This window comes from Shewanella maritima, from assembly GCF_043643735.1.
In the GTDB taxonomy this organism is placed as follows: Bacteria; Pseudomonadota; Gammaproteobacteria; order Enterobacterales; family Shewanellaceae; genus Shewanella; species Shewanella maritima_A.
Map to the genome: position 1 here is coordinate 121,446 of NZ_JBHZSM010000012.1, position 20,185 is coordinate 141,630.

Genomic DNA, 20,185 nt, shown 5'->3' on the forward strand with positions numbered 1-20,185 from the left:
CTTTACAGTCATATTGCTGAACATTAATTTTCTGATACGCCAGCTAAGTTCTTTTGCAAAGCTGCGTACTGTTCATTAACACTGCGAAGAGTTGTTTTAACTTGCTCATTTAAATTCTGCGTCGTGGTTTTACAACGATTGGTATCACGATCTAAATCGGCCAAAGAACCCGTTATGGTTTGCAGTGTGCCTTCAATTCGATTCAATGCTGAATTTAAGTCTTGTTCCTTTGCAAGATATCGTTCGATTAGCTCTTGCGGAATTTCGATCGGTGGAGGAGGTGGGGTAATGGCAACCTCAAACTCTTCCACGTCGCTGATAGGAACCCATTGTGCGTACGATTGATGCCAGGCGTAGCTCTCAGGGTGTTCTTTAATAAATTTGTTCGATTCTTCCAACCCTAATGGGCCGCTAATCTCACCATTATTTGAGAAATACCACTCTTTCATAGTTCCACTCTTATCCTTAATAGTGTTCTACTAAAACTTAAATAAATCAGGTTACTGTGGTGCTTTGGAATGACACATTTATGAATAACGTAAACTATTTAGGTAAGGTCACACATATTGCACCGATACAGCTGATTACATTAACTCATATTTATTAACACATCTACACTTGAAGCCTTTTCAAGTGAATTTTTTTTGTGTTAATTCATGAAAATTTAGTTTTAGTTTTACACCTTTGAAACTCTCGATAGGCGCAACCCTAGGTAAACACTGCCATTGGTAAAGATCGTAAATTATTAATATTGGATCTTTATTGCGATCAAAAAAATGATCATATTTTGAATTTTGCTGCAAAAATATTCATAGCTAAATTGTATTTGTTAAAATTGATCGTATTTTGTTACCCCATTTTAGGTGGGAGCGATTGGTTGATTTATACCCAAAATGATATTGGATTGTGAATTGTGATGGTATTAGGGGGAATGTGGGTTTGTGTTTGTTGTTTTGTTAGTGTTTTGTTTCAATAACTTGCTGTTACAATTACCTTTTCAAACCTTTACTTTGGTTTACTTTAGTTAGTTGTGCTATTCGTTAGAATAGCCCCAAGTTATGCATTCAAGGCTTGGGTTTACCGCATGAAAAAGTTATTCATCTTCACTGTTATCGTCAGTGTTATCTTATTGAGCGTTTTGGTTAATCGCGATCTGTTTGCAGGTAGAGATAACCAGAATGGACAGAAACCGGCTAGTCGAGTGGTTCCAGTGATCACTTCAGAAGTCGCATTGCATCAAGCGTCACAAGAACTTTCCTTGATCGGCAAATTAGAAGCCGATCGCGCGGTATATCTATCTCCCCAAGTCAGTGGATTGATCAGTGAGATCAACCTCGGGGTTAATAATGAAGTCTCGCAAGGTAGCGTGGTTATTCAACTTGATGATGCGAAAGCAAAGGCAGCAGTGTCTGAAGCCAAAGCATATCTGGTAGATGAAGAACGTAAACTTAATGAGTATCAGGCGCTTATCGTTAAAAATGCCATCACGCAAACTGAAATTGAGGCACAAAAAGCCAGTGTCGATATGGCGAGAGCAAGATTAGCTTCAGCTCAAGCTGATTTAGATTATCATGGTTTAACCGCACCATTTAGTGGCACAGCAGGCCTAGTTGATTTTAGTGTTGGAAAAATGGTGAGTCAGGGCAGTCAATTGCTTGCGTTAGACGATCTGAGTTTAATGCGATTAGATCTACAAGTTCCAGAAGAATATTTGTCGTTGATTGAAACTGATATGCAAGTCTCTGCTTCAAGCCGGGCATGGCCTGACAAAATATTTACCGGCACGATTTTAGCGATCGATTCTCGCGTGAATCCAGACACGCTTCACCTTAGAGTTCGCATCGTATTTGATAATCAGCAGCAGTTACTCAAGCCTGGCATGATGATGTCGGCTACTTTGGCATTTGCCCCAATCTCAGAGCCTATGATCCCAGTGCAAGCAATTGAATACTCTGGTACTAAACGATTTGTTTACTTGGTGGATTCAACAGGCCATGCAAAACGTACAGAAGTTATCCTAGGCGCGCGTATTGGCGATCAAGTATTGATCTCATCAGGTGTTGATATTGGCGACCAGTTGGTGGTGCAAGGTTTGGTAAATATGCGTGATGGTTTAGCGCTGGATATCATACCTATGGATATCCAAAGTCCAACGAGCAACAATCAGGCTAGTAGTAAACAAGCCAATAATAACCCAGCCATTAATACTCAAGCCAGCACAGCGCAGGAGAGCAGCTAATGTGGTTATCTGATTTTTCAGTAAAACGTCCTGTAGTCGCAATCGTACTGAGTTTACTGCTTACTGTTTTTGGCATTGTGTCATTATCAAAGTTGTCGATTAGGGAAATGCCTGATGTAGAAAACCCTGTTGTGACGGTTTCAACCACATACTCAGGTGCATCTGCCACCATTATGGAAAGTCAGATCACCACAGTATTAGAGGATGAGCTGACAGGGATCAGTGGTATTGATGAAATTACCTCTGTCACCCGTAATGGTATGTCACGTATTACCGTCACTTTCTTACTCGGGTGGAACCTAACTGAAGCGGTCAGTGATGTGCGTGATGCTGTTGCCAGAGGCCAACGTCGTTTACCTGATGAAGCTGATGACCCTATTGTGTCAAAAGATAATGGTACTGGTGAGCCTTCTGTATACGTTAATTTAAGCTCTACTTCTATGGACCGCACTCAGCTAACAGATTACTCCAAGCGTGTACTTGAAGATAGGTTCAGCCTGTTGACTGGGGTCAGTTCAATTACTCTGACTGGTAGCCTAGACAGAGTGATGTATCTTGAATTAAACCCTGAGTTAATGGCTGGGAGAAACGTATCGGCCAATGACATTGTTAACGCATTAAGATTAGAAAATGTAGAAACACCGGGTGGTGAGGTGCGTAATGACACCACAGTCATGACTGTTCGTACAGCAAGGTTGTATCATCAAGCGGATGAATTTGAATACCTGCTGATCCGAAGTGCTGAAGATGGCACACCTATTTACCTAAAGGATGTTGCTAAGGTTTATATCGGGGCACAAAATGAGAACTCGAGTTTTAAAAGTAATGGTGTACCTAATTTAAGCTTAGGTATCGTTGCGCAGTCTGACGCCAATCCATTAGACGTTGCCAAGTTGGTTCATCAAGAAGTCGAGCGCTTACAAGCCTTCTTACCTGAAGGTACAGAACTGATTGTTGACTATGACTCCACTGTATTTATCTCGCAATCAATTAGTGAGGTGTACAACACAGTCTTAATTACCGCGGGTTTAGTTGTTTTAGTTTTATATGTATTTATCGGGCAAGCAAGAGCAACACTCATTCCTGCTGTCACTGTTCCCGTATCATTAATCGCCGCATTTATTGCTGCCAATAGCCTTGGCTATTCGGTTAATTTACTGACATTAATGGCGCTAATCTTAGCCATTGGCTTGGTGGTTGATGATGCGATTGTGGTGGTTGAAAACATTTTCCATCATATTGAGCGAGGTGAACCGCCTTTACTCGCTGCCTACAAAGGCGCACAAGAAGTGGGCTTCGCTGTTGTTGCGACTACAGCTGTGCTGGTAATGGTGTTCTTACCCATTTCATTTATGGAAGGCATGGTCGGCCTGCTATTTACTGAGTTTTCGGTGATGCTGGCTGTGTCAGTGATGTTTTCTTCACTGATTGCATTAACACTCACGCCAGTGCTTGGCAGTAAAATATTGAAGGCCAATGTTAAACCGAATCGTTTTAATCTATTTGTCGATGGCATTTTTAATGGCTTGGAACGTCGATACCGAGTGGTATTGTCTCATGCTCTAAAGTGGCGATACCTTGCACCGATAGTCATTGTTGCCTGTGTGTTAGGATCGGGCTGGTTATTACAACAAGTACCAGCGCAACTTGCTCCTAAAGAAGATCGCGGCGTCATTTTTGCCTTTGTTAAAGGGGCTGAAGGGACAAGCTATAACCGTATGACAGCCAATATGGACATTGTTGAGCAGCGACTCATGCCACTATTAGGTAATGGTGTGATTAAAGCCTTTAGCACTCAAGCGCCAGCATTTGGTGGGCGAGCAGGCGATCAAACCGGTTTTGTGATTATTCAATTAGAACCGTGGAAGGAACGTGATCTCAATGCACAACAGGCTTTGAATATGGTCTCGCAAGCACTGGCTGGCATTCCTGATGTCATGGTGCGTCCTTTGCTCCCAGGTTTTAGAGGTGGCTCAAGTGAGGCTATTCAATTCGTATTAGGTGGCAGCAACTATGACGAGCTATTCAAATGGGCACAGATTCTAAAAGAAAAAGCGATAGAAAGCCCAATCATTGAAGGTGCGGATTTAGATTATGCTGAGACCACCCCAGAACTAGTCGTGACGGTTGATAGACAACGAGCTGGCGAGTTAGGGATCAGTGTCTCAGAAGTATCAGATACCCTTGAAATCATGTTGGGTGGCCGCAGTGAAACGACCTTTATTGAGCGTGGTGAAGAGTATGATGTATACCTGCGTGGTAACGAGAATAAATTTAATAGTGTCTCTGATTTAAGTCAGATATACATGCGCACAGCAAAAGGTGAGCTGATTACGTTAGATGCAATCACCCATATTGAAGAGGTGGCATCGGCGCAAAAGCTCAGTCACGTTAACAAGCAAAAAGCGATTACCCTCAGCGGTAACTTAGGTGAAGGTTATACCCTTGGTGAAGCGTTAGACTTTCTTGACCAGCAAGCCATTGAACTGTTACCGAGTGATATCACAATTGGCTATACCGGTGAATCAAAGGACTTTAAAGAAAATCAATCCAGTGTGTTTATTGTATTTGGATTGGCATTATTAGTGGCTTACTTAGTCTTGGCCGCGCAGTTTGAAAGCTTCATCAATCCATTGGTTGTTATGTTCACTGTCCCGATGGGCGTTTTTGGTGGCTTTTTAGGTTTGTACTTAACCGGGCAAGGCTTAAGTATTTACAGCCAAATTGGCATGATTATGTTGATTGGTATGGTGACCAAAAACGGTATTTTGATTGTTGAGTTTGCCAACCAGTTGCGCGATAAAGGCCTTGAGATGGAGCAAGCGGTAACAGACGCCGCAGCCCGAAGGTTACGTCCTATTTTGATGACAGCATTTACCACATTATTTGGCGCGCTGCCGTTGATTTTATCAACAGGTGCAGGTTCTGAAAGCCGAATTGCAGTGGGTACAGTGGTATTTTTCGGTATGGCATTTGCCACCTTGGTGACCTTGATAGTCATCCCTGCTATGTACCGATTAATCTCTGGTATGACGCATTCTCCTGGGTACGTTGAGCAGCAGTTGCAAGATGCCATCGCGTTGCAAGAGCAGAAATCTCAACAGGCAAAGGGTTAACACAATACCCTTAGCTGACGTGGTATTTTCCGTGCTTTTTTGGTAACTTTTTAGAGCCTAAAAAGTTACCAAGGAACTTGGTTTGCCAAGAACAGCACCTGCCAATAGTGAAGCGCATGAGCGTTTCCTTACTCGACAAGCGATTAATGCGTTTGCTGATATGCAGCAGCGTCAATCGCCTAAGCGCGCCGTTATTGGCTCGATGATTGGTTCGCTGCTGGCAATGATGTCAGTGTCTTTTATCGCGTTTTATGGCTATATGTTTGTGTGGATGTTTTTTATTCCAGCGTGGTTTATTGGCCACTTAGCCGGGCAATGGGGTTGTTTATATCAGCGAAAATACGCGTTGATCCCTGCAGTAATCGCAAGTGTCAGTCATTGCCTATTAGTTATGGCATTACAAGATGATGCCATTTCACTGCTCACAGTACCTATTACTTTTGCTGTTGGATTTTATTCAGGGCAGATGCAGTTAAATGAAGCGCAGCAGCGTGCGCTTTGGCGCAAAGAGTTAGGCCGCATTTAATCCTTTTTCAGTTACCCCCTCCTATACACGCTACATACTAGACACTAAACATTACACTTCTAGCGCTTGATAGTTTGATGATGGTGTCACCAGCTCTTGTTGAGCTGCAATGGTTTGCAGTTCCCATTGCTGAAGCTTTTGAGTTAAGGTCAATACCCCAAAGCTTGCATTAGTAGCATGTTCGAATGCCGCGACAGGGCTATTACCTTGTAATAGCGCACCTGTGAACAAAGCTGAAATCAAATCACCGACGCCGACAGGCTGCTTATCAAATGCGAGGTGTGGGCGTTGGATTAAGTAACATGCATCTTCAGTGGCCAGCATCATAGAAAACTGTTCATCTGACAGGCTATGTAAATGCTTCACCAGTACCATTTTAGGACCAAGTGATAATGCTTTAGCACAGGCTTTTTTAGCCTGCTCAAGATCGGTAATAGCCATTCCCGTGAACTGACTTAGTTCAAACTGATTCGGTACAATTACATCGGCAATTGGCATCACTGATCCGGTTAACTGCTCAGTGATCCCCTCGGCGACAATACAGCCTTTTTGAGGATCGCCCATCACAGGGTCGCACACATAAATTGCGTTTGGGTTGCTGGCTTTTACCTTGGCAACGGTATCAATAATGGCCTGACATTGTGCTGCACTGCCTTGATAACCTGACAACACTGCTTGGCAGTCATTCAGTTTACCTATGTTTTCTAGGCCAGCAATTAATTGATTGATGTCTTCCGCTTCAAAAGCACGTCCTTTCCAGCCAGCTTGATACTGAGTGTGGTTAGAGAACTGCACAGTGTGGATTGGCCATACTTCTATTCCCATACGTTGTAGCGGAAATACCGCTGAGCTATTGCCCGCGTGTCCATAAACCACATGAGATTGAATTGAAATAATACCTTGCATTGCCTATCCACCTTAATTTTGCTGTTTTACATCTAAGTTGCACTTTGCCGTAGCTTATAGTGCCTATTGCTACAGATAGCAATCTTGCTAACGATAGATTGTGATCTGCAAAAAGGAATGCACTTAGCTGCAGTGATACGCCCTGTGAAATGAATCTTGTCGGTCATGACTTGAAAGCGAGCAGTTTGCTTTACTGGCTATTTAATTTATTTCGCAAATGACATGGCTAATCAGTCAGTGGCAGGTTTATCAGTTTGGGAAGTAAGTCAGAGTGAGTCAATCATGTTGAATTAGTAATCAAATATAGGGGGGACACAGTGATATTGACGACAGAAACCATCAAGCCGTTTGGGTTCTTTACCCAGCTTTACATCATCAGTACTTGAACTGACATTAACAAATTGCTAACAATGCAGCTTGGTTTTTCTTTTAAAAATCGAATATACAATCGATGATACAAGTTGTAACTTCTGCAAATGTGTTATTTAACAGTGTTTTATGCTTACATTGCAACATGATGAAACATGTTTAGTTGAGCTCAAATTAAAATCATTATTATTATTACCATTCATTAATATTTACCAAGGAACCTTAATGGCGGGAGAAAAGTACCAGATTGGCAACTGTGTTTTAGACACCAAACTGATGTCACTTAGTCGTGGTGAAAATAGCGTCAAGCTCTCCGCTAAAGTCTATGAACTACTAATTCTGTTTCTCAACAGCCCAGATAATATTGTTTCTCGCCAAGATGCTATTGAAACTGTTTGGCAAGGTAACCAAGGTGTGGGTGAAAAAGGCTTCACTAACGCAGTATGGGTGATCCGAAAAAACTTTAAAGAGTTGGGGATTGAAGAAGATATCTTTTTAACCTTACCAAAAGTGGGCTATCAGTTAATTTTACCCAATCAACAGCACGCCGAAACGACAGATATCTCAGTACCTGCAATGTCAAACCCACAAGTGTTAACCTTGGCGCTGGTATTAATATTATTCACTATCATCTTAGGGCAGTTTTTTTATTCACAACAAACACAACCGCTTGCAACCCCCACACCGGCTAAGCAGCTATTAAAACAAAAAGTGACCAACTTTGAAGGTGTTGAAGAACATACTGCCGTGTCTAATAATGGCCAGTTGCTTGCCATGCAATGGCGAGCAGGGGATTTACCCGGCAAAATTTACATCAAAGATTTATCACGCCCCAATGCGCCGCTAAATCAAATATCGCTGGAAGCCCATGAAGAAGCATCACCAGCATGGTCTGCTGCTGATGACAAGTTAGCGTATGTTCGTGTTGCGCCATCAGGTGTGTGTGAAGTGAGGGTGCGTCATCTAACCAATAACACTGATGATTTAATTGCATCTGATTGTTTTTACTTGCCCTTTAAACGCGTGCTTAGCTGGTCACATCAAGATGTCGATACACTGATTTACGCTAAACAATTACCCGATAGAGTTGCACTGGTAAGCCATTCATTGGCAAGTGGAGAAGCACAGCAAATATCATTCCCCGGTAAAAATGAAGTGGATTTTGCCCCGCACGAATTACAAAGCGCACAAGATATCGCCTTTATTCGTGAGAAAAGTGCCTCAATGCAAATGAGCTTGTTGGTGCAAGGTGTCAATCAAGTTACTCACCCTTTGGTGGAAAATCGCGTCACGATTGTCGATTTTGACTATAGTCGCCAAGGTGGTCATTTTTATGTTAATTATTTCGATGGTTCAAATTTATTAGTAAGCAAAATGAACCCACAGGGTGAGGTGTTGTATCAAGTGCCTCATTCTGGCATGCCCAGTAATTTAAGCTTCTCTGATACTAATCAGGCACTGTATATCAGCATGCACATTTCTAAAGAGTACATTGCACAATTTGATCTTCAAACCGGACAAAAGCTGCGGGCTATCTCGTCATCCTCGCGCGATATGTATGCTCGTTACTCACTAGAAACTGATGACATTTTATTTATTTCTAATCGTGCAAAACTCTGGGGAGTTTGGAAAAATAACGGTGCGAGTAGTAAGAATCTCACCAAAGAAATGGGTAATGCAGGTATTCCGAGTGTCTCACCTGTTAGCACTGAGTTTGTTGTATCGGTAAACAACAATGATCAGCACACCTTATATTTGGGGGATTTACAATCTTCATTATTTGAAGAAATCGACCTTGGTGGCATTTCAGCTGAAAACTTGTCATGGAGTCGCGATGGAAAAGCTATCTACTTTAAAGGCACTAAAGGCGATAGCATCGCCATCTATCGCTATGAATTTGATACTCAACAGCAAACGCTTGTTTATGCGGGTGACGGTAACTATGTAGTAGAAGGTGAAGCGCCGCATATTCTGTACTTGTCTCGCTTTAATCAAAATGGCATTTGGCGGCTAGATACGCAAACGGAACAAATCAGCTTGTTTACTAATGCATTGGCTAAATACGACTTTGGTTCTTTTTACTATCAAGATAATCATGTTTATTTCATCAGCAGAACAAATGATCTCGATAAAATTGAGCGACAGTCAATCAATGGTGAACTTGATACTGTAATGAGTTTTCCTGCTAACACAGTGCGTAAATTCTTTGGCTTATCACAAGCAACAAATGATTCATTATTGCTCACGTTAAAGGTAGCAAATGAGGCCGACGTTAATCAGTTTACATTTTGATTTATTAGTCTAAGTAATTGTTATTAATTGTTTTAGATAAAAAATAGAGGTGAATTAGATATACCTAGATTTAAATTTGACGATTAACTGAGACTCAGTTGATTGTGACCTGTTTCTTCAAACGTTATTACTTAGTTACAGCCTTGTTACGAGGTTTGCTAACAACAATAATGAGAAGGAATAGAAATGAAATTCAGGAAATGTACCATCGCCATGTGCGTGACTTCTGCAATTTTGTCGGGCGCGGCCTTTGCCAGTGTTCAGTCAGAAGTAAAATCGGCACATCAGCTTGTTAAAGCAGAAAGTAGCGAGAGAAGCAGCTACACATTCAACTTGCAGCAACCGAGCGCGTTGACGCCAAATTCGGCTTCACAAGCAGAAAAAGTGAAACGGATTGTAGCGGAGCAAGATGCCTTTATTAGCCAAATCAAACAAATTGATCCTGAAGCGAAAGTCATTTCTCGCTCTCACTTACTGGCAAACATTGTCACTTTAGATATCTCTGAACAGCAGCTCGATGTGATTAAGTCTTTGGTGTCGGTTAAGCATACGTTTAATTCATCAGCGAGCTCCATGGTTTCTAATGAGCATAATCTCGCGCTTAAAAACAGTGACATAAATACCACTACGGTTTCTCAAGCTGAAGCTGTTGAGCTAATGACGCCATACACGGGTGAAGCCACGGCAGGCTCGGGTGTGAGTGTTGCCATTATCTCTACAGGTATTGATTACACCTTAACGCAATTTGGTGGCTCAGGTGTCTATGGTGATAATTCCGATCCAGAAGTACCACCTGCAGCAGGTAGTTACCTTGATGCCTTAGCTAATGGTGCAATTGAATATAGTGGTTTCCCAAATGATGTCGTTGTGGGCGGTTGGGACTTTTCAAGTGAAAACTATGGTAACGATGCCAATCCAATTGATCAAAACCTAGAATATGTACACTGGAATGGTTGGGAATACCCAACAGGCATGGGAACAGAGCTTGCGAGTATTGTTCGTCAACTAGCACCAGGTGCAGAGCTGCATGCATATAAAGTTTACAACGTATCAGGCGCAAGTTGGGATCCAACTTATATTTCAGCTCAGGGACCCACTTTAGATAAAATCGTACAAGCATTGGAGCACGCATTAGATCCTGACCAAGATGGCGATATGTCTGACCGCATCGACGTTGCGTTATTAGAAGCATCAGGAGCTGGTGCTTTCTTTGATATAGATGGTGTTGCTAGCCCAAGCTTGATGCAGTTAATGATTGAAAAAGCCTCTGCTCAAGGGATGACGATTGTGACCCATGCCGGTGAGCTAGCTGAATACGGTATTTATGATGAAACAGATGTGAAGCACCGTAGTTGGATTTCTCACGAAGGTAGCCCAACATCAGCGATTACTGTTGGTGCAGTTGAGCGTGATGGTGAGAGTTTAGTTATCCCAACTTGGGCGCCATTGGGGCCTGTTCGTGGTTCTAAAGCTCTTAAGCCAGAGCTACTGACTTATACCGATAATCAACCGGTTATCACTATTTCAAATGCCGATGCAGATGCACCGACAACTGCAACACGTTCAGATGCAATATCTGGTGCCGCACGTATTGCAGCCGCTGCAGCAGTGATTAAAAGTCATCATCCTTCATTTGGCCCGACAGAAATTAAGGCGTTACTGACTAACTCAGCTGTCAATGACGGCATATTAGAAAGCGATGGCGCAACGTTAGCAGAATTGATTGCCAGCGGTCATGGTGTTGAAAATGTAGAAGCGGCAATTGCATCACCCGTCGTCATGTGGGACACAGAAAATCACCAGCCTTATTTACAGTTTGGTATGCACGAAGTTAACGACGTTAAAGTGCTACACAAGCAAGTGATGATAAAAAACGTGTCAGATACAGCCCAAAGCTATGAAGTGGCGTTTAATTTCAACGGTGACAAGCCTGCCCATGCCGCATTATCTGTCAACTTACCGCAAATGGTAAGCGTACCGGCTAATTCAAGCGTTGTTGTACCTGTGACGGTTACGATTGATGGTAATGCTTTGCCTGATTGGCCACTTGTGATGAGTGCGCAGCATACTGATGCAAACCTGAAACTAACTGAATTAAATGGTTACATTACGCTGACGGCTGAAGGTAAGCCTGAGCTTAATTTAGGTTGGATGGTCAAAGCGCGAAATAATACTCGCGTGACTAAAAAGCCTCGTGCCACAGAGTTTCCTACTTACTTAGGTTGGAACCCAGAAACGTTCCAAACTGAGTATACCCACTTAGCTTGGGGGCATAGCATTTACCCACCTACAGAGCTGTCAGATGTGAGTTACTACAGTCTGGTTGCTAGTTTTGTTAATGAATCAAAAACAGAAACTCAGTTTCAAGCGTTTCCATTACTGATCCATAACCGTGCAGAGCCTGTTGGCAAAGAGGAAGTTAAGGGTCATAAAATCCGCGCCGTGGGCGGTGGTATGTTTGACGATGCCATGTGTACGGTAACCGGCAAAAAAATCTCGGTTGCGGTGAACTTCTTTCAACCTGCACAGATGAGTATTGCAAACTTCAGTGACAAAATTGGTCCATTGTTGTTTTTCTATGACTTATTCCCTGAAGAACGCGTGATGGCAGAAGGTTGGGATGAAGGGTTTTATGGCGCTTACGGCGTAGCTGAATCAGAAATGATTAACCAGCCTTTTGTGACGTTAAACAATGAAGGCCAACCAACTACCTATTACATCGATTACAACAAAGAATATGACTGGAATAACCCTACGGGTCGTTATACCGAGTCAAGCTTACCGACCTACTTTGCCAATGATGGTCGTAACATTGTATCGCAGTTATGTGTTGAAGATTTATACCATCATGAACTGGATTCAGTTGAAGACTTTGACCAAAACTTAGGTTTCCACATTGAAACTGATAGAGACTCTGGCCGTGAAAAGGGCGAGCCTATCGTACAGTTCAACCCTGTTAAAAATGGTTATTACAGCTCTGAAGAAGTGTGTGGCACGGATTGGTTTGGTAATCAGTACTGCGAAACCATTGTGAACGATCTTTCAGTTCATGCCGGTTTTGCTGCAAAAGGTGAAGATGATGATCTAAGCACCATGATGTTCTCTCAAAGTTACACCGCTCAACCTGGGGAAGAAATCTACATTGCATCTGTCAGTGCACCAGAGGTGTTTGGTCTATCTGGACCACAAGCACCAAAAGGATTCATGGTGATGAGCAGTAATGATGATTACTTTGAAGTCGGTTACAACGCATACCTCGATGATGACGGCACTATTTTAGCAAAAGTGGCGGTAGATCAAATGCTAATGGTTGATGAAGATGCTGAAGCAGGTACTAATCTAGGTCAGCTTGAACTTGATACTCAAGGCTTCTTTAGTTTAGGTGAGTCGGATTGGGAAGAATTCGAGTTGATCATTGTCAACACGCTTCCGGGCACCCCTTTTGCTATTGATAGCACTGATAACTCAATTTATGTCACTAACCCTGATGCGCTTGATTTTGAGAGCATGTCTGAATACCAACTGAAAATAGTGGCTAAATCCGGTAACAGCGTAGGTGAAACAGAAGTGGTTACCATCAAGGTGAATAATGTCAATGACATCGCGCCTATGGTTAACTCTGCTGTTGCTGACGCGATTTCGGTACCAGCAATGACCTTCAAAAAAGGCAGTACAGCTTCGTTCTCTGTAGATGTATCTGGATTATTCATCGAAACAGAAGGTGATGCTCTGGATTACTCTGTTACTGGCACAGGTTTTAATTCGCTAGCAATGGATGGCATGAATGTAGTAGGTGAATTGGCTGAAGAAGGTAACTTTAGCTTTACAGTCACTGCCACTGATGGCGAGTTCGAAGCTAGCCACAGTGTGTCTGTTAATGCTGAATTTGAACCTGAAGATGATGATGGCGGTAGCTTAGGCTGGTTGTCACTATTGTTAGCGGGTTTTGTTGCGGCTCGTCGCCGTCATTAATGGATGTTGGGAAAGTCGCTAGCGGCTTTCCCTTTTTATTTCATAAGGAATTCCAATGAAATTAAGTCGTATTAGTTTACTTGTGGGTTTGACAGTCAGTGCTGCATTTAGCGGTTCAGTTATGGCTGATGACGCCACACCTGTGAACAGCATCATTGCGGGCAAAGAAAAAATCAAACAAGCCCATTCTCAAAAACAACGTCAAGATAATTTGTACTTTGTGCGCTTTAATCAAGCACCCATCGCCAGTTACCAAGGTGATGTTAGTGGTTATAGTGCAACCAATATTCAAGTCGCAAAGCATAATAAAACCAGTACTGGCCAGCTTAATTTAAAGTCAGCGGTGAGTATTAATTACGGCCGATACCTTGAGCAGCAACAACAACGAATGACAACTAAGCTCGGGCAAACAGTTAAACGTAGTCTACAGCCTACACATCAATATAAAGTTGTGCTTAATGCGGTTGCTTTAGAGCTTACTGCAGCAGAAGCCGCGATGATTGCACAAGATCCAGAAGTCGCAGGTGTTGAACCGGTTGGCATGCATCAGTTGCACACTTCTTCAGGCCCTGCGTTTATCGGCTCAAAACAAGTATGGGATGGCACTAGCGGTGGTGTTGCCACCAAAGGTGAAGGTGTCATTGTTGGTATTATCGATAGTGGTATCAATGCATTACATCCATCATTCGCCGCAAAAGGTGATGATGGCTATGAGCATGTCAACCCGCTTGGCGAAGGCAATTATTTAGGTGACTGCCAAACGTTTAATAAATTCTGTAATGACAAGCTAATCGGCGTAGTGAGTTACCCTGAGATTGTCGATTATCGCCCAAGTATTGTTGAAGATATTTATGATGATATCGATGACAAACTCAAAGTCGGTTATGACTTTAACGGCCACGGTTCACACGTTGCATCAACCGCAGCGGGTAATATCGTTCACAATGTGAATTACTACCTTGCGGTTCAAGATGAAGAAGGCGTGATTGCGGGCGAAAGCGATTTCGTATTTGACGACATCAGTGGTGTAGCGCCACATGCCAATATCGTGTCGTACCAAGTGTGTAACTACAATGGTAGTTGCTACCCAGAGCTGACTATTTTGGCCATTGAGCACGCTATTGCCAATGGTGTTGATGTGTTGAACTACTCGGTAGGTGGCGCGGCTCGTGACCCTTGGACCAGTGCTGATTCATTAGCGTTTTTGAATGCACGTGAAGCGGGTATTCATGTCGCAACATCTGCTGGTAATAGTGGCCCAGAAGCTGAAACAATTGGCTCTCCAGGTAACTCGCCTTGGATCACCACCGTTGCCGCTTATACCCATGACCGTGCATTTACCGACAAGCAAATCAGTGACTTTATTGGCGGTGATAATGCGCCTGCTACTTTAACCGGTAAAGGCGCTACAGATGGTATTCAAGCCAGTGTGGTATTAGCCGACAGCTATGGCGATGGCCAATGTTTAACTCCGTTTGAAGCTGGCACATTCAATGGTGAAATTGTGGTGTGTGAGCGCGGCGAAATCGCCCGTGTGCGTAAAGGCTTAAACGTGCTGGAAGGTGGCGCTGGTGGCCTGATACTCATTAATGTTGAAGGCGGCGCTGAAACCGTTGATGCTGACAGCCATTTATTACCTGCTATTCACCTGTCTGCAGCTGACGGTCAGTTGGTTGTTGATTGGTTATTGTCAGGCACAGGGCATCAAGCCACGATAGGTGGTTCAGAGTTAACTACTGATGCTGACGTGGGTGACATTGCTGGGGTATTTACCTCGCGTGGGCCTAACTTACCGTTTCCGAATATCTTTGCGCCAGATATTGCCGCACCAGGTGTTGATATTTATGCAGCCAATGCGCAGGACCGTCCATTTGTTGCAGGCGCAGGGCATATTCCTTATGTGACAATGTCTGGTACTTCTATGGCAAGTCCACATGTGGCGGGAGCATTAGCATTAATTCATGCGGTACGTCCTGATTGGACACCAGCCGAGGTGCAATCTGCAGTCATGAGTACGGCACATCAAACCACTTACAAAGATGACGATTACTCAGGTAATAAGTTGCGTTCAGACTTCTTTGATCAAGGCGCTGGTAGTATACGCGTATCAAGAGCGGTGAACGCAGGTTTGGTTCTAGATATCAGCAAAGCTGATTATGTGGCGGCATCACCAGATGAAGGTGGTGACCCAAGCACATTGAACTCAACCTCAATGGTGCAAACTGAGTGTATTTCAAGCTGTAGCTGGCAGCGTACAGTAACAGCGACTCAAGCCAGTAGCTGGGCGGCGAACTATGAGTACCTTAATACGGGTTTCACCCTTGAGGTATCACCTGCAAGCTTCAGTTTAGCGGCAGGCGAAACTCAAGTGTTAACGATTACGGCTACAGCTAATATCGACCTTGAGCAAGAGTGGGTGCATGGTTATATCAATTTGGTTAACAGTGATCAGTCAATGAGTGATACCCACTTGCAGGCTACTGTCGGCTTCAAAGCCGGTCAAATTATCGAAGAGACTTCAGCCAGTTTGAACAACCTAGATAACACTATCACCATTAAAGATATCACCACATCGGGTACCAATGAGCTACAAGTGAAAGGCTTTGGGTTATACCCGTCAACCTTGCATGAAGGCAGTGCAGTTGGTGCAGCTAACGATTCAGAACGTGCCAGTAGCTGGTTATACCAAGATACAATTTTCAGTATCTCAACAGTGGTAAAACCTTACACCAAGCGCTTAATTGCAGAAATTGTCGGCACCACCGCTCCTGACATGGATTTATATGTGGGCATTGATGAAAATGGTGACGGTTTACCAGATGCAACAGAGAACTACTACTCATTGATTTGTATTAGTGGTGCGATTGATTCCAATGAACGTTGTGTTGTTGAAACGCCGCCAACGGGTAATTACTGGATTTACGCACATAACTATCAAGGTACAACTGATGGTGAAGCGGATGACGTGACCATTCGTTTAACGCAAATAACTTATACCAACGAAGCGAGCTTTGATATTGAAGCACCGACAGCTGTTGCTCAAGATGAAGCGTTTGATGTTGAACTCACTATCAACGGTTACTTAACTGACAATGAGCAAGTGGAAGCACTCGTTGAAGGTCAGCAATATTATGGCCTGCTAGAGCTTGGAACTAAGAGCAATCTTAAACGTAATGTAGGGGCAACACTCATTAACGTAACAGGGCTTGCGCCAGTTGAGATAACGCCAAATACTGCGCCTGTGGTGGCCAGTCCATTGACTGATATGTCACAGCAATTATCAGACTCAGGTTCGGCTAGCTTTAGTGTCAATCTTGAAGGCGTATTTAGTGATGCTGAAGGTGATGAATTGACCTTAAGTGTCACGGGTAGTGAGTTATTCTCAATCACCGATGGCGTGCTATCTGGCACAGTCACCAGTGAGCAAGTAATCGAACTCGTCGTAACAGCCAGCGATGGTGAACTGAGTGTGAGCGATTCAATGACAATCACTGTAGAAGCCGCGCCCGTTGTTACGCCAACAGATCCTGTTGAGCCACCGGCTGATACTGACAGCGGTGGTGCCTTAGGTGGCTTGTGGTTAATGCTTGTGGGCTTAGGTTTGGCGAGGCGTCAGCGCTTAATGTAAATACTAATCCCGCCCCTTTGTTTATTGTGAGTTGTAAATAAGGGGGAAGTAAAACCACTTTTGGTTAGGGCGTGTTTATCTTTGTTTATTTTTTATGTTGAGAGATAAAATGGCTTTAGGCAAGGCGGATAATTGCAGGCATAGTTTTCCTACGTCGAGATTATCCAACACCGCATAAAGCCATTTTAGCCTCAACCCTGCGGGCAGTAGCTATTTTCCAGCCATACTGCCCACAAATTCACTTATTTAGCGGGCTAAATAGCGCTCATTTGTGATTGCCTGTCAGAAAAATAGCCAACTGCATAATTTATCAACAAAGATAAACACGCCCTTTCAGCAATGCTAGCCTTTTTTGTTTGTGTGTCATCAACTTGTCTTATTCAAGTCACAGCTTTGCAATGTCAGCTTTCTAATCTGTTCAATAATGCGTTGTAATAAGCCTATTCAGCACCTTGACTCGGTTATTTTTGCGGCTGCTACACTGGTAAAGATGAACACAAAGGGTAATGTCATGGAGCATTCTAAAGTAATTGTACTGATCCGAGGCTTGATGCGAGATAGCCGCCACTGGGCAGGTTTTGACAATATGCTGCGTTCTAAAGACGTCAGAGTGATTACGGTGGATGTGCCCGGTAGTGGACGCTTGCATCACTTACCAAGCCCAACAAGCTTACAGAGTTACTGTCCGCATTTATGGCAACAAGTTGAAGCTCAACTTGAAGCCGACTTTGGTATGGATCGCGCTCAACATATCAGTGTCCATCTGGTTGGTTTATCTATGGGCGGCATGTTGGCTTTGCTACTGGCGCAATACCGCCCAGCACGCGTAAGTAAGGTTAGTGTGATCAATAGCAGCGCTGCAAACTTATCGCCTTGGTATCAAAGGTTTAAATTTTCAGGTTTGTTATCTGCACTCACCCATAACTGGGTAAGCAGTATTAAAGTGCCATCTCATATTGCACATTTTAGCCGCCTTGAAGCGTATACATTGGCATTAGTGTCGCATCAGCATCAACATGATGTGAAATTAGTTGAGCAGTGGAGTCGCTACCGTCGTCGAAACACCACGTCTATGGGCAATGGTGCTAGACAATTATATGCCTCCGCTAAGTTTGTCGCGCCAGCGATTGAATGCCCTGTACAGGTCATTGTGGCTAATAACGACAAATTAGTCTCGGCAAATTGCAGTTACGCGTTAGCGCAATTTTATCAAGCACCTCTAGAAGAAATTTCAGATTGTGGCCATGATGCGAGCCTGGATTACCCAAATGAAGTGGCACAACGTTTACTTAATTAGCAATGGGTAGCGGATACTTGTGATACGTAACAGTTTTTTAGGTTAATAACAGGTAAGATAAGCCTCTTTACAGGTCAATGGGGCGATGCGTGTTAACACAAATATTGATTACGATTTTGGTAATAGTGGTCGCTATGACTTATCTACGTCATCAACGTCGGTCAAAGCAAAGTCATACCGCTAAAGTAGTTACCGAGCAATATCAGCAAAAGCCCTTTGCCGCCAAGTTAAGTGTATTTGGCCTGATTGCCATCTGTTTAGTCGGCACTATTAGCTACTGGGGCTGGAATTGGTACGACAGTAATACCATCGTCAGAGTCACGATAGCATCGCCGTTAGAAGGACAGTCTGATACGTATTTAGTGCGTAAAAAAGACATCGACGTGAATCAAATCACCACAGTAGATGGGCTGCAAATTCGATTGTCGAATCAAGAAAGGTTAACGATAGCGCCAATGGATTAAGGGCAAATGGACTAATAGCCAATATGAGCATAAAGGCTGAGCTATAATTTGTGACTAAGTCATGTAAGCCTAACGTTTTGCATTCACTTTATTATTGACTTGTTAGCTCGGTAAGTTGACGAGTTCGGTGACCCTGCTTGTCGTTTCTTCTGTAAATTGTGCAAACTGCTCATCAGTAAAAACCTGATTTTTCCGAAGCGCGACAATTTTGAAAAATAGATTATTTCTTGTTGGGTTATCGAACATTTCTGCGATTGAATCATTACCACTTTGTACCAAATCATAAAGCTTTAAATATGCCTCATGCTCTGAGCTTGCTCGAGACTTTGATAACACATCAACTTTCTCAAATATGTCATTACAAGCTTTTGATAATAAAGCCGGTTGTATCTTTCTAAATAGTTTCCAATCACTTTCTGGTACTGAAGACATCTCATTTCCTTTTAAGTGCTATCTATGGGCTCCATCGACATCTCGATGACCAATTAAACGACCTAAGAATGCAGACAAACCAATTGTTAGCTTATCTTTTAGTTAAATCGCACGATTTAATCATATTGACCATTTAGCACGGCAAGTTATAATCATACGTGATTCCAAGTTTGGAGATTGATTATGCATACACTAACAGCAAATGACGCCAAACGTAATTTTGGTGAGCTGCTTCTTAGCGCCCAACGTGAGCCAGTGAAGATTAGCAAAAACGGTAAAGATGCCTTGGTCGTAATGTCTATCAAGGATTACGAGGAGCTAGAGGCATTGAAAGCTGAACACCTTAAACATTGTTTCGAGACTGCCAAACAAGACTTAGCACAAGGCAATGCAGTTGATGGTGAAGATTTCTTGAGCAACTTATAATTTGTTATGCAAAAGAATAGCTACAAACTTGGTAAATTAGCTCAGGCTCATTTAAGAAAAATCAAAAAATATACCGTCAGTAATTTCTCTGAAGCTCAGTGGCGCAACTACAAAGATACATTACTAATCGGATTTCAAATGCTTGCCGATAATCCAGCCGTAGGCCTTAGTTGCAATGAAATCTATCCAAGTGGTTTTTATTTTCCTGTGGGCAACACACGGCGTATTTCACAAAAGAAGATGGCTTCATTTTAGTTGTCGCTGTACTTGGACAATCGCAACTCCCACAAAACCATATATAACTTAAACATCACACTGAAATTAGCACTAGGGTGATGAGTTGGATTGGTAACGCCCGCATAAGGGGCTGATAATAGTTTGCTAAAATGTGTAGCGAAGCGGAATCGAGCAAACTGTTAGCAGTCCCATCACTTGATGCGCTTGTATGGATAATAAACCCACCTAATTAACAATTAATTCCCTATTTCGGGTAATGTGAGACCCAGGCTTTAGCTGCA

General features: G+C 43.0%; 13 protein-coding genes. 10 read left to right on the plus strand and 3 right to left on the minus strand.

All coding sequences use genetic code 11. The annotated features are described in order from the left end of the window. Positions 1 to 23: 23 nt before the first annotated feature. Positions 24 to 449, minus strand: coding sequence for a DUF4339 domain-containing protein (locus tag ACHUGF_RS13520; RefSeq protein WP_394131962.1), 426 nt, complete (start codon positions 447 to 449; stop codon positions 24 to 26). 635 nt (positions 450 to 1,084) lie between these two features. Here ACHUGF_RS13520 and ACHUGF_RS13525 point away from each other — a divergent pair. The 3 genes from ACHUGF_RS13525 (at position 1,085) to ACHUGF_RS13535 (ending at position 5,881) form a co-directional block, all read left to right on the plus strand. Continuing rightward, positions 1,085 to 2,239 (plus strand): efflux RND transporter periplasmic adaptor subunit, encoded by a 1,155-nt coding sequence (locus tag ACHUGF_RS13525; RefSeq protein WP_394131964.1) that lies wholly within the window; start codon positions 1,085 to 1,087, stop codon positions 2,237 to 2,239. Further along, positions 2,239 to 5,355, plus strand: coding sequence for a multidrug efflux RND transporter permease subunit (locus ACHUGF_RS13530; RefSeq protein WP_394131966.1), 3,117 nt, complete (start codon positions 2,239 to 2,241; stop codon positions 5,353 to 5,355). The genes ACHUGF_RS13525 and ACHUGF_RS13530 overlap by 1 nt, the downstream gene beginning before the upstream one ends. An 82-nt stretch (positions 5,356 to 5,437) precedes the next feature. After that, the gene (locus tag ACHUGF_RS13535; RefSeq protein ID WP_394131968.1) at positions 5,438 to 5,881 is read left to right on the plus strand and encodes a hypothetical protein; all 444 of its coding nucleotides are present in this window, start codon (positions 5,438 to 5,440) and stop codon (positions 5,879 to 5,881) included. A gap of 51 nt (positions 5,882 to 5,932) precedes the next feature. Here ACHUGF_RS13535 and pdxY read toward each other — a convergent pair whose 3' ends face one another. After that, entirely contained in the window at positions 5,933 to 6,787 is an 855-nt protein-coding gene (gene pdxY / locus ACHUGF_RS13540; protein ID WP_394131970.1) for a pyridoxal kinase PdxY, read from the minus strand. Positions 6,788 to 7,381: 594 nt separating this feature from the next. On the opposite strand from pdxY, the gene ACHUGF_RS13545 reads away from it, so the two are divergent. From ACHUGF_RS13545 to ACHUGF_RS13565, 5 genes are all read left to right on the plus strand, one after another. After that, a complete protein-coding gene (locus ACHUGF_RS13545) occupies positions 7,382 to 9,448 on the plus strand; it encodes a winged helix-turn-helix domain-containing protein (RefSeq protein WP_394131972.1) in 2,067 nt (688 codons plus the stop codon). A 186-nt stretch (positions 9,449 to 9,634) separates the two neighbouring features. Beyond that, positions 9,635 to 13,420 carry a S8 family serine peptidase gene (locus tag ACHUGF_RS13550; RefSeq protein WP_394131974.1) on the plus strand — a complete coding sequence of 1,262 codons (3,786 nt, stop codon included), beginning with the start codon at positions 9,635 to 9,637 and terminating at the stop codon, positions 13,418 to 13,420. 55 nt (positions 13,421 to 13,475) lie between these two features. After that, positions 13,476 to 17,048: a S8 family serine peptidase gene (locus ACHUGF_RS13555; RefSeq protein WP_394131976.1), complete on the plus strand. Its 3,573-nt coding sequence runs from the start codon at positions 13,476 to 13,478 to the stop codon at positions 17,046 to 17,048. A 511-nt stretch (positions 17,049 to 17,559) separates the two neighbouring features. Next, a complete protein-coding gene (locus tag ACHUGF_RS13560; protein ID WP_394131978.1) occupies positions 17,560 to 18,345 on the plus strand; it encodes an alpha/beta fold hydrolase in 786 nt (261 codons plus the stop codon). 89 nt (positions 18,346 to 18,434) lie between these two features. Beyond that, on the plus strand, positions 18,435 to 18,809 hold the full coding sequence (locus ACHUGF_RS13565; protein WP_394131980.1) for a hypothetical protein: 375 nt from the start codon (positions 18,435 to 18,437) through the stop codon (positions 18,807 to 18,809). A gap of 102 nt (positions 18,810 to 18,911) precedes the next feature. Here the strand turns inward: ACHUGF_RS13565 and ACHUGF_RS13570 are convergent, their stop codons facing one another. After that, entirely contained in the window at positions 18,912 to 19,241 is a 330-nt protein-coding gene (locus tag ACHUGF_RS13570; protein WP_394131981.1) for a hypothetical protein, read from the minus strand. Positions 19,242 to 19,424: 183 nt separating this feature from the next. Here ACHUGF_RS13570 and ACHUGF_RS13575 point away from each other — a divergent pair, with 183 nt between their 5' ends. Both ACHUGF_RS13575 and ACHUGF_RS13580 read left to right on the plus strand, forming a co-directional pair. Further along, positions 19,425 to 19,667 (plus strand): type II toxin-antitoxin system Phd/YefM family antitoxin, encoded by a 243-nt coding sequence (locus tag ACHUGF_RS13575; RefSeq protein WP_394131983.1) that lies wholly within the window; start codon positions 19,425 to 19,427, stop codon positions 19,665 to 19,667. Positions 19,668 to 19,673: 6 nt separating this feature from the next. Next, positions 19,674 to 19,922, plus strand: a complete 249-nt coding sequence (locus tag ACHUGF_RS13580) for a type II toxin-antitoxin system RelE/ParE family toxin (protein ID WP_394131984.1) — start codon at positions 19,674 to 19,676, stop codon at positions 19,920 to 19,922. The last annotated feature ends 263 nt before the right edge of the window (positions 19,923 to 20,185 follow it).

Coding starts and splice junctions, on each gene's coding strand:
- ACHUGF_RS13520 (WP_394131962.1), bottom strand. CDS start 449: ATGAAAGAGTGGTATTTCTCAAATAATGGTGAGATTAGCGGCCCATTA.
- ACHUGF_RS13525 (WP_394131964.1), top strand. CDS start 1,085: ATGAAAAAGTTATTCATCTTCACTGTTATCGTCAGTGTTATCTTATTG.
- ACHUGF_RS13530 (WP_394131966.1), top strand. CDS start 2,239: ATGTGGTTATCTGATTTTTCAGTAAAACGTCCTGTAGTCGCAATCGTA.
- pdxY (WP_394131970.1), bottom strand. CDS start 6,787: ATGCAAGGTATTATTTCAATTCAATCTCATGTGGTTTATGGACACGCG.
- ACHUGF_RS13545 (WP_394131972.1), top strand. CDS start 7,382: ATGGCGGGAGAAAAGTACCAGATTGGCAACTGTGTTTTAGACACCAAA.
- ACHUGF_RS13550 (WP_394131974.1), top strand. CDS start 9,635: ATGAAATTCAGGAAATGTACCATCGCCATGTGCGTGACTTCTGCAATT.
- ACHUGF_RS13555 (WP_394131976.1), top strand. CDS start 13,476: ATGAAATTAAGTCGTATTAGTTTACTTGTGGGTTTGACAGTCAGTGCT.
- ACHUGF_RS13560 (WP_394131978.1), top strand. CDS start 17,560: ATGGAGCATTCTAAAGTAATTGTACTGATCCGAGGCTTGATGCGAGAT.
- ACHUGF_RS13570 (WP_394131981.1), bottom strand. CDS start 19,241: ATGTCTTCAGTACCAGAAAGTGATTGGAAACTATTTAGAAAGATACAA.
- ACHUGF_RS13575 (WP_394131983.1), top strand. CDS start 19,425: ATGCATACACTAACAGCAAATGACGCCAAACGTAATTTTGGTGAGCTG.
- ACHUGF_RS13580 (WP_394131984.1), top strand. CDS start 19,674: ATGCAAAAGAATAGCTACAAACTTGGTAAATTAGCTCAGGCTCATTTA.